The 8,667-nt window shown below is 33.6% G+C and carries 10 protein-coding genes and 2 pseudogenes; 9 read left to right on the top strand and 3 right to left on the bottom strand.

Annotated elements, in window-relative coordinates; genetic code table 11:
* Positions 1 to 52 precede the first annotated feature (52 nt).
* The 3 genes and pseudogenes from V7161_RS25475 to V7161_RS25465 all read left to right on the top strand — a co-directional run bounded on the left by V7161_RS25475 (position 53) and on the right by V7161_RS25465 (position 1,973).
* A complete protein-coding gene (locus V7161_RS25475) occupies positions 53 to 520 on the top strand; it encodes a hypothetical protein (RefSeq protein WP_335715608.1) in 468 nt (155 codons plus the stop codon).
* A 77-nt stretch (positions 521 to 597) separates the two neighbouring features.
* Positions 598 to 1,115 (top strand): annotated as a pseudogene (locus tag V7161_RS25470) (nitrilase-related carbon-nitrogen hydrolase); the annotation flags it as partial.
* Between the two features lie 447 nt (positions 1,116 to 1,562).
* Positions 1,563 to 1,973 carry a hypothetical protein gene (locus tag V7161_RS25465; RefSeq protein WP_335715607.1) on the top strand — a complete coding sequence of 137 codons (411 nt, stop codon included), beginning with the start codon at positions 1,563 to 1,565 and terminating at the stop codon, positions 1,971 to 1,973.
* Between the two features lie 403 nt (positions 1,974 to 2,376).
* Here V7161_RS25465 and V7161_RS25460 read toward each other — a convergent pair whose 3' ends face one another.
* Both V7161_RS25460 and V7161_RS25455 read right to left on the bottom strand, forming a co-directional pair.
* Positions 2,377 to 2,667, bottom strand: a complete 291-nt coding sequence (locus V7161_RS25460; RefSeq protein ID WP_335715606.1) for a GNAT family N-acetyltransferase — start codon at positions 2,665 to 2,667, stop codon at positions 2,377 to 2,379.
* Between the two features lie 30 nt (positions 2,668 to 2,697).
* Positions 2,698 to 2,913 (bottom strand): (4Fe-4S)-binding protein, encoded by a 216-nt coding sequence (locus V7161_RS25455; protein ID WP_335715605.1) that lies wholly within the window; start codon positions 2,911 to 2,913, stop codon positions 2,698 to 2,700.
* A gap of 261 nt (positions 2,914 to 3,174) precedes the next feature.
* Here V7161_RS25455 and V7161_RS25450 point away from each other — a divergent pair, with 261 nt between their 5' ends.
* The 5 genes and pseudogenes from V7161_RS25450 (at position 3,175) to lepB (ending at position 6,514) form a co-directional block, all read left to right on the top strand.
* Complete coding sequence (locus tag V7161_RS25450) at positions 3,175 to 3,567, top strand: DUF1259 domain-containing protein (protein WP_335715604.1); 393 nt, start codon at positions 3,175 to 3,177, stop codon at positions 3,565 to 3,567.
* Between the two features lie 71 nt (positions 3,568 to 3,638).
* A pseudogene (locus tag V7161_RS25445) lies at positions 3,639 to 3,740 on the top strand (cell division protein); the annotation flags it as partial.
* A 216-nt stretch (positions 3,741 to 3,956) separates the two neighbouring features.
* Entirely contained in the window at positions 3,957 to 5,027 is a 1,071-nt protein-coding gene (locus V7161_RS25440; RefSeq protein ID WP_335715603.1) for a hypothetical protein, read from the top strand.
* Positions 5,028 to 5,244: 217 nt separating this feature from the next.
* Positions 5,245 to 5,757, top strand: coding sequence for a GNAT family N-acetyltransferase (locus V7161_RS25435; RefSeq protein ID WP_335715602.1), 513 nt, complete (start codon positions 5,245 to 5,247; stop codon positions 5,755 to 5,757).
* Between the two features lie 208 nt (positions 5,758 to 5,965).
* Entirely contained in the window at positions 5,966 to 6,514 is a 549-nt protein-coding gene (lepB, locus tag V7161_RS25430; protein WP_335715601.1) for a signal peptidase I, read from the top strand.
* Between the two features lie 557 nt (positions 6,515 to 7,071).
* Here lepB and V7161_RS25425 read toward each other — a convergent pair.
* Positions 7,072 to 7,293: a hypothetical protein gene (locus V7161_RS25425; protein ID WP_335715600.1), complete on the bottom strand. Its 222-nt coding sequence runs from the start codon at positions 7,291 to 7,293 to the stop codon at positions 7,072 to 7,074.
* 510 nt (positions 7,294 to 7,803) lie between these two features.
* On the opposite strand from V7161_RS25425, the gene V7161_RS25420 reads away from it, so the two are divergent.
* Entirely contained in the window at positions 7,804 to 8,367 is a 564-nt protein-coding gene (locus V7161_RS25420; protein WP_335715599.1) for a group-specific protein, read from the top strand.
* The last annotated feature ends 300 nt before the right edge of the window (positions 8,368 to 8,667 follow it).

Raw genomic sequence — 8,667 nt, 5'->3', positions numbered from 1 at the left:
AAAACAAGTGATAAAATAGCAATAAATTCAAAGTTTAAAGGGTGCTTGTATATTGGACCATCTGAGAATATATAAAATTTCTTTGCTGTTAATTTTTGGTTTTATGTTTATTGGAATATTATTGTGTTTAGTCTTTATTATGGCGTTAAAGGAAGCCCTTTTAGTCTCAATTTTAGGGTTGATTTTTTCAATTTTTACAATCGGATATTCAATTTTTCTTTGGCGAAAAAGAAAAGAAGGTAAAGGTTTTTATTGGGATGATGAAGGAATTGTAATTGACTTAAAAGGAAATAAGGTTTATTGGGATGAAATAGAAGATATTAAATATTCAAATGTAAGAGGTTTGAAGTCAACAGTCATTTATCCTCACTATACAAATCACGAAAAGATTAGAATTCGACGAGGAAAATCGCTTCCAACACCTGCACATTCAATTGATTGGATTTTAATCAAAAAGGCAAAAGAATATCACAAAAATTTAATGAAAGTTTGGGAAGAAAAAAATAATGCACAAAAATAAGACTAACTTTTATTAGATTCCATATTCAAGTAACGGTAATGGATTCACGAGTTGAAGATCGAAACTGTCATTTTGGTGGCAATGGTAGCACACTACCTGTTTTTGAAACCCTATATTGAAAAATTGGCGCATTGATTTCTTGGGAGAATTATATGCCATTGGCTAGGGCAATGATGTATGCACAAGGTGTCCAACATTATATTGCACCTACTACAGATGCAAGAGAGTCATGGCAATCACTATTAGTCACATTGCTTTGGAAGGTAGATGTTTTGATTTGTCCTGCAATCAATATGTCACGAAAGATATGTATCCCGCGGATTTAACCTGCTATGATGATCTTGTTACTTCCCCTGATATAATGTGTAAGGGTGGAAGTGCAATTGTTGGACCATTGGTTGAGTACATGGCTGGACCTGTTTGGGAAAAAGAAGACATCATTATTACTGATCTTGATATGAAGCAAATAGCCTATAGCCAGTTTGATTTTGATCCTGTTGGTCATTATTCGAGACCGGATGTTTTTAAGTTATTAGTAAACAAGGAAAAGCAGGTTAACGTTAGTGAAATAAACGGATCGACAATTATTGATTAATAATCCATCGGGGTCGGCTTGTTTCAAACAAAGTTTTAAGACAAGTTTAGATTGGATTAGCAACGCCATATTGTTACTAAATCGCCAAAGAGATAGATCCGCAGATAATCTTCAATTCTCATAGATCAAAAGAAGTCCCGACCGGGGCTTCTTTTCATTTTAAAGCAAAAAAAATAGAGCTTTTCGCTCTCGTGTTAGAATCAGCTCCTCCTACGCTGAAGGGAGCCTGCCTTAAATTTTCGATTCGATGAGGACAGCTGGTAGGTTCATATAATATAAACTTTCGAGGGTGTGCTTCGTATAAAAGCCAGGAGGAATCCTAGCTTTTGTTTATGCCAAGAACAATATGGGTTATTATAAATCCACGATTCCCCTCCGTTAACTGCCGATACACACTAGTTATATCCGAATAAGCTATATTGAGTTCAAAATAAGGAGGTGCATAAAATGGCAAAGCATGCTTTTAGAGCATATAATCTTGGTGATCAAGTTATTTCCAGGTTTGACGACCCAACAAAAGTCAAATTTCCAATAGTGGAATATGATCTAGCGCATGAATATAACCCAACTACCTCTACGTTTACTCCTTCTACTAGTGGTGTATATTCCATTTGTGTCGGATTATATATGGATCCACTTTCGGTAAGTCAGCCCCTTGATATGGCTATTCGGATTAATGGCGTATTAAAAACGTTTCTTTTCGGACAACCTTCTGTAGATGGAGGAACTATAGTAATGGGGTGTAACATGGTACCACTTTTTGCTGGAGATCAAGTTGATATAATTATAGGACACGGCGATGACATCAGATTAGACGGCGGTAATGATAGATTCTATTTTACAGCCGCTTTATTTTAACAATCCTATATGGTGAGATTATGTAAAAAAGAAGCCTGATGGGCTTCTTTTTTGATTGTACTAATTCATGATTAAGGACAGTATTTCTCTCTATGATTGTAGTATTGGCAGCTATGGCGTAACAGTTTACTATAATCCCAGCATTGCTAGAAAGAGTAATTCTAACTTCATAATGACTTAAAAATAAAGTCGGCTGTGCGGTTGATTCAAGCACGAGGGCAATAAAAGCATAATGAGTATTCGGCAGAATCGTCACTGATCCTGGCCAGGAAACCAGATGGCAAAGACCTCTGCCTTGCTAGCTAGGCTTGCATACCCGCGTCTCCTAGTAATTTTGCTAGTATGGATCTCTTTTTTTGTCTTGTTAAGTGTAGTCATTCAACGCATATATAATAAAATGGCATCAATTTGCTAGTACACCTTGATACTCTTCCTTACTTTCAAGAACACTTTTTGCGTAAGGACATACAGGAATAATATATAAGTTTTCATCTCTAGCATATTCTGCTATCTTATTTACTAACTTTTTGCCTAATCCACGACCATTATGTCCATCGTATACAACTGTATGGCTTACAATAATTAAATTTCTTCCATTTACATCTTTTCCGCTTGGGATAAATTGAATTTTTGCAATAATTTCATTAGATTCCTCAATATAGAATTCATTCTTGCCCATTTTAATTTCAGTCATTTCCACATTCTCCTAACTTTTTAGTTCTGTTTATTTTTGCTCATAAGTAAGTGCTCTGCTTGGACAACGATCAATCACTTCCCTGATTTTTTCAGCTGTTGCATTCTGTGGTGATATCCAAGGTTTTTTCTGGGTATTGAATACACTTGGCAATCCCTTTACACATTCTGCTGCATGTTTGCAAATATTGGGTTTCCAATATATTTTGATACCTTCAGCTTCATAAGATTTAATATTTTCGCTCATAATATCCTCCTTCTAATTGTTACTGTATGATGGGTTTTTAACAACAAACGAGCCACTTGGTAGCAACATGATAAATTTTTGAAAACAATTTTAATAGTACTTTATGTTATGAGGAATCTCCAATTTGAGACTTGTTATTTAAAAATAAAATTATGTAGACGTAGTTAAAATCGTAATTTATATTTTGAAATAGTTGCATGTCCGTATCAGGGCTTTTCATTTATTCATATCCTAGTAATATTAGGGAGGAGATGAATAGCTGTGTATAATGATCAATCAATTTGTCAAGAGTTTGCTAGAATTATCGGTGGGCAAGAGGGTTTTGCGGGTGGAAAATGCGTAGCAACCATAAATCGAAATGAAATAAAAGCAATAATTTTAGGAGAACGTTTCAGAGTAACCTCTTCTTTCTCATTTGAATCCAGAGATAATCAGACTGGACGAGCATTATGTTTAGGTAGGGTTGCACTCTTGCAAATAGAAGTCGAGAATTTTGTTGCTTCCATTCTTAAACAAGGAATAATAGTTTCATCCGTACACAATGAGTGGTTTTTTGATCATCCTAATTTGATTTACGTTAATATCGAATCTGTTGATGATCCATTAGTTTTTGCAAGGAAAGTTAGAAGAGCGTTAAAGAGCCAACAGTCGTAAGAGTTGAAGTTCAATTCAAAAGGGGCTTAAGTTAAAGATGATGATCGTTGCGGCGGTCATTTTTCTTTTGGTTATTTGAGGAGGGAGATACTGTTACTTGGGAAGCCATTCATTTTGGTATTAAACAAAGGCTGACAGCCAATGTGACATTAATGGAAAAACCCAATAAGTTTAGTTTTCAACCTGAAATATGCAGGTTTGAACACGACGTTACATTAACGGGAAAAATGGGTATTAATTTTACTTACAAGACATAAATCTTAGTTAGGAATTAAAAAATAGGCGAAATTGATGCTCGTATCCAGCCTGCAGCTAATCGTTTGCGTTTGACATGCAAATACTCAAAATATATAAAACAGTTACATTTAATTTAAGGAGCAGGATACATCTTGATTAATGAATTAAACATATACGATCAAGGCTTTCCTCAATATATTCCCCGAAAATACATGAATAATTGGATTGAAGTAGGTTTATCTAACGATTTTTATTTTAAATTTTTCCTGACATATTGGGATAAAAATTATTTAGGAGGATACCTTTCCCGAAATGCGTATCATACATTATTTTGTGGACCAACATTAACAAATCAATCTTCACTTCAATATGGACTTAATCATAATATTCTACAATTTACTCCGAATGACTGTATAAATAATTGGGTACAAATTGGCTTTGAAAATGCCCAATATCTAAATTTTTATTTAACCTTTGCTAGTGAGAATGACATCGGAGGTTTTTTACTACAGAAATCGATAAAAAAACTTGATTTCTCCATTGTTCATTATCAGGAATTTTTCGAAGAATATGAAAACCAATTTCATCCAATGCTAATTAATAACAATATTCAATTATCAAAAGAGGAGAAGACTAGGCGAATACAAGTTATTAATGATGTTTACACTATACTTTTGGCACGTCTTTTGAAACGTGGGTTAGCTTCAAAAGAAGGTGGAAGAATTGCTAAACATACTGAATTGCCTAACGCTGCTATAGATGATATTCAATATCTATCAAATAAGCTATTACAACTTTATAAAGAATTTTTTAATGGTTTTTATGATCAGTCCAATTTCCATCGATTTCATGAATGCTATGAATTATTTTCCAACGGTGAAATTAGAGGAACAAAATATCCTGGACATGGGCAGCCAGACTCCTCAGATGAATTTTTATTTTCAGAGTTCGCAATTCAAGCTATTGAACTAAACATAGATATGGAAATTTGGTGTGAACTATTAAAAATATTTGTCAAATCTCAAGAAATTTTTATACAGGTGTATAGACCAAAAGGAATCGAAGTACCTACCTTAGAAGATTATACATTTAGCAATTTCCAATACTTTAAACAAGTTTCCCAAAATGAAAAAGAAAGACTTAGAAAAAAGTACGATAAAATGTCGTTTTATGAGTTAATACATGCATACTCTAGAAACCTATTAAAAGCACAGTCTCCATGACCAAGCTAAGTAATTTAACGTTCCTATTAAACGAATCTGTGAAAAATTTTACTTAAGCTAAAGGGGGCAAGAGCAAAACACTGAGTGGCTACGGCTGCTCTTTTTTATTATTCAACTAAAGGGGCAGTTTAGTTAAGCATCAATATTATTAAATAGAGGATTTTTAGCATTCGTAAAGAAAGAGTAAATAAATAAGTAGTGAGGGGATGAAATAAATTTGGAAGCAAGTAACCATATCATTCAGATAAAGCCTTGGGAAGATAATGACCTTGATTTACTTTTTCGTATAAACGCTCCAGAAATGATGCAGCATCTTGGCGGTCCAGAGAGTAAGGAGAAGATTTTGAAACGACATAAACGATATCTTGAGCTTGGTAATAAAGGACGTATGTTTAGTATTATATTGTTACCAGAATTAGAACCAGTAGGTTCTGTGGGTTATTGGCAAACTACTTGGAATAATAAAAGTGTATATGAAACTGGATGGAGCGTTCTACCCTCTTATCAAGGGAAAGGAATAGCTACAGAAGCAGTAAAGTTAGCAATAGAAGAAGCGTCTCGTGAGAACAAATATGAATACATTCACGCATTCCCATCGATTGATAATCCTGCTTCTAATGCAATTTGTCGGAAGCTTGACTTTCAGTTTATCTCTGAATGCGAATTCGAATATCCTCCAGGAAGCTTTATGCGGTGCAATAATTGGCGTTATAACTTAATTGGAAAATAGCTGATTTTTTAGTTCATAATTTTCAAAAAAAGTTTGTGAAGAAATGTACTTAAGCTAACGGGGTGCAAGAGTTGAAGATGGGATCGCTGCGGGCGTCTCTTTTTTATTGCACTAATGAAGCAGGATAACTTAAGAAAAATAACGTATACCAAACAAATATGGTAAAATGAGGATATGAATTCAGATGAATATTTAGGGAGGTTTGTAAATGGTAAAGAAGAAAAATGAAATGTATGAATGGATTAAAGCCTTAATAGGTGCACTTGCAATAGCAGTCATTATTCGCTCTTTTTTCTTTACGCCGATTGTTGTTGACGGTGCTTCAATGAACCCTACTCTTCAGGACCAGGACCGTATGATTGTAACAAAAATTGGAGAACCGAAAAGATTTGATATTGTTGTGTTTCACGCCCCAGAAGGTAAGGATTACATAAAACGCGTAATCGGACTCCCAGGTGACAGAATTGAATATAAAAATGATGTTTTATATATAAATGGGAAAGCTTACAACGAACCTTACTTGGAAAAATACAAAAAATCATTAAAAGATGGAGGAACATTAACAGACTCCTTCACTTTAAAGGAAACCGCAGTAGGTAGTGAGACTGTCCCTAAAGATAGTTTGTTTGTAATGGGAGATAACAGAAGGCAAAGCAAAGACAGCCGTACTATTGGAGCGATACCATTGAAAAAGGTAATAGGGACAACAAATGTTGTTTATTATCCAATAAAAGATATTAAAATCGTAAAAGACTAATTTCTGGTTTGACAAAATAGCTAGACTGTTTTCTTCTTTAACCATCGGGTGCGTTTAATCCTAGAAGGATTACCTCCCTTTTTTTGTTGAATACCTTCTTAAACAAACTGAGCAGCATGTCTGAATAAATATAATATGTGAAGTATTACACTTAAACTAACGGGTGCTTGAGTTCAAGATGGATCGCTGCGGCGGTCTTTTTCTTGTTGTGCTAACGAAGCAGATTAGTTTAAGTAGGAAAATTAATTTTCGCTTATATTATATATTGTATTTAGGGGGATCCTTACCGTTGTAAGGCACAAATAATTGTGCCTTTTTCTATACTTTTATTAATATTGCAGATCTTTAACAAACATTATGGAATCTGATTGATTGTATTTAGATTGTTAAAACAAATTTAAACGAAGTGGCAGTCCATTAGCTTATGTATTGAGAAATATAAACAAAACCATCCTATCGGTAAGGATGGCTTAGAAAAATGGACTAGGTTTGTTTCTAATGATATTGTATTCATTCTTTTGGCTTATTTAATCAATAGTACACGATTTATTAAAATTTTATTTGACTAATATCTTTTCCTTCATTATCTGTACATAACGAACCGATAATGAATTAATGATAAAATAATCTTGGTCATTTCTCACAATTAAGTATTTATAACAATCCATCTTCTCATATATTTCTTTTTCAACATCTTCTTTTTTAACATCTGATTCTTTTATTATTTTTTCTATGATTATTTCATTATCCAAGGTATAGCAAATTGTAAATTCCTTCAAACTAATTTCCCTTTCATTTTAAGTGTGGTTTAAACTGTCCCAATATCACTCATTCCGAATTATTGAAGCCTATTCTTTATTGTATTTAGAGGAACCACACTTTTTGTGCAATATTGTTTACACGATCATTTTATGACTAGTGCGAATAATATTGATTAGGGCATAACTAAAATGAATACTATATTAAGCAAGTTCCCCAAACTCTATCTATGTATTATAAAAGATAATTGATGGAAGTAAATCCCTCTATTTACCTTTAGCCTTTATACCTATTTGAAGTTCAACTACATAAAAAACTGCTAATTATATAACAGATGCAGGAGTTCAGCACCTAATGGTTGTCCAGTGAGTGTGAATAAATGTACTTAAACTAACGGGTGCAAGAGTTAAAGAATGGGGTGGCTGCGGCGATCCCTTTTTTATTGCACTTTTGAGGCTGGTTAGTGCAATAAGGTTGGCAGGAAAATGAAGGGTGAATCTAGAATTTGGTTAGAATCGGAGGTGTTGTTTATGCAACAATATGTATATCATATGGTACCGAATGAGTTAGAAGGGGGAAAATTGATACCCTTAAATTCTTTGAAGAATCCTTATCCTCAACTATATGAAAAATATACTAAAAAGTATTTTGACCATCCTGAGAGACCCAAACTGCTCCAAAAACAAGTTCCAAAACTAAATTGTTTTTGGAATGATGTTTTACATTTTCTACCGTTACATCCTCATTACGTTTACCAAGCTATCACAGCTTTAGAAATTAAGACTAGAGAAAAGCAACCCTTTTTCAAAATCCCTATTGAAAAACTGAAAAACAATAAGAATGCTATCTACTTTTACTCCAAAGAGAAATATAAAGGTCCAGCGGAACCTATTGAGGAAGGTCAAATCGAAATAGTGGATATTGATGATTATAAAGAACTTACAGGATTGCCATCAGTTACATCTGAATATTACAAAGATGAAAGCAGAAAAGGCAATAGATTCGGATTGTTTCACTACGTCCCACATTTATTAAGTCTCGGAGAAGTCGAAATTGGCAATGTTGAAATAATAACTTGGAATGAACTCAAATAGATTGATGAGTATTGTACTTATGCTAACGGGTGTTTTTGCGGGAGATCTGGCTGCCTTTTTCGGCGGCTTTTCTTATTGAAGTAACGGAGCAGTTTAGTTGAATAAGGAATCTTAAAATAAGTTTGAAATATAAATAAAGTAAAAGATACGGAGGTATCGTTTACGATGAAACAGACTATTGAAGAAATTGTAAACAATTTGAGTAATAAAGCTGTTGAAAATGCTAAATCTTTTGATAAAGTATTTAACTATTCAGAAGACGATATAAAAGATTTGGAAGAAATATTGGATTATTATTCT

It is taken from the genome of Neobacillus drentensis, from assembly GCF_036965425.1.
GTDB classification, from domain to species: domain Bacteria; phylum Bacillota; class Bacilli; order Bacillales; family Cytobacillaceae; genus Neobacillus; species Neobacillus drentensis_F.
This window is presented reverse-complemented; position numbering and strand designations above follow the sequence as displayed.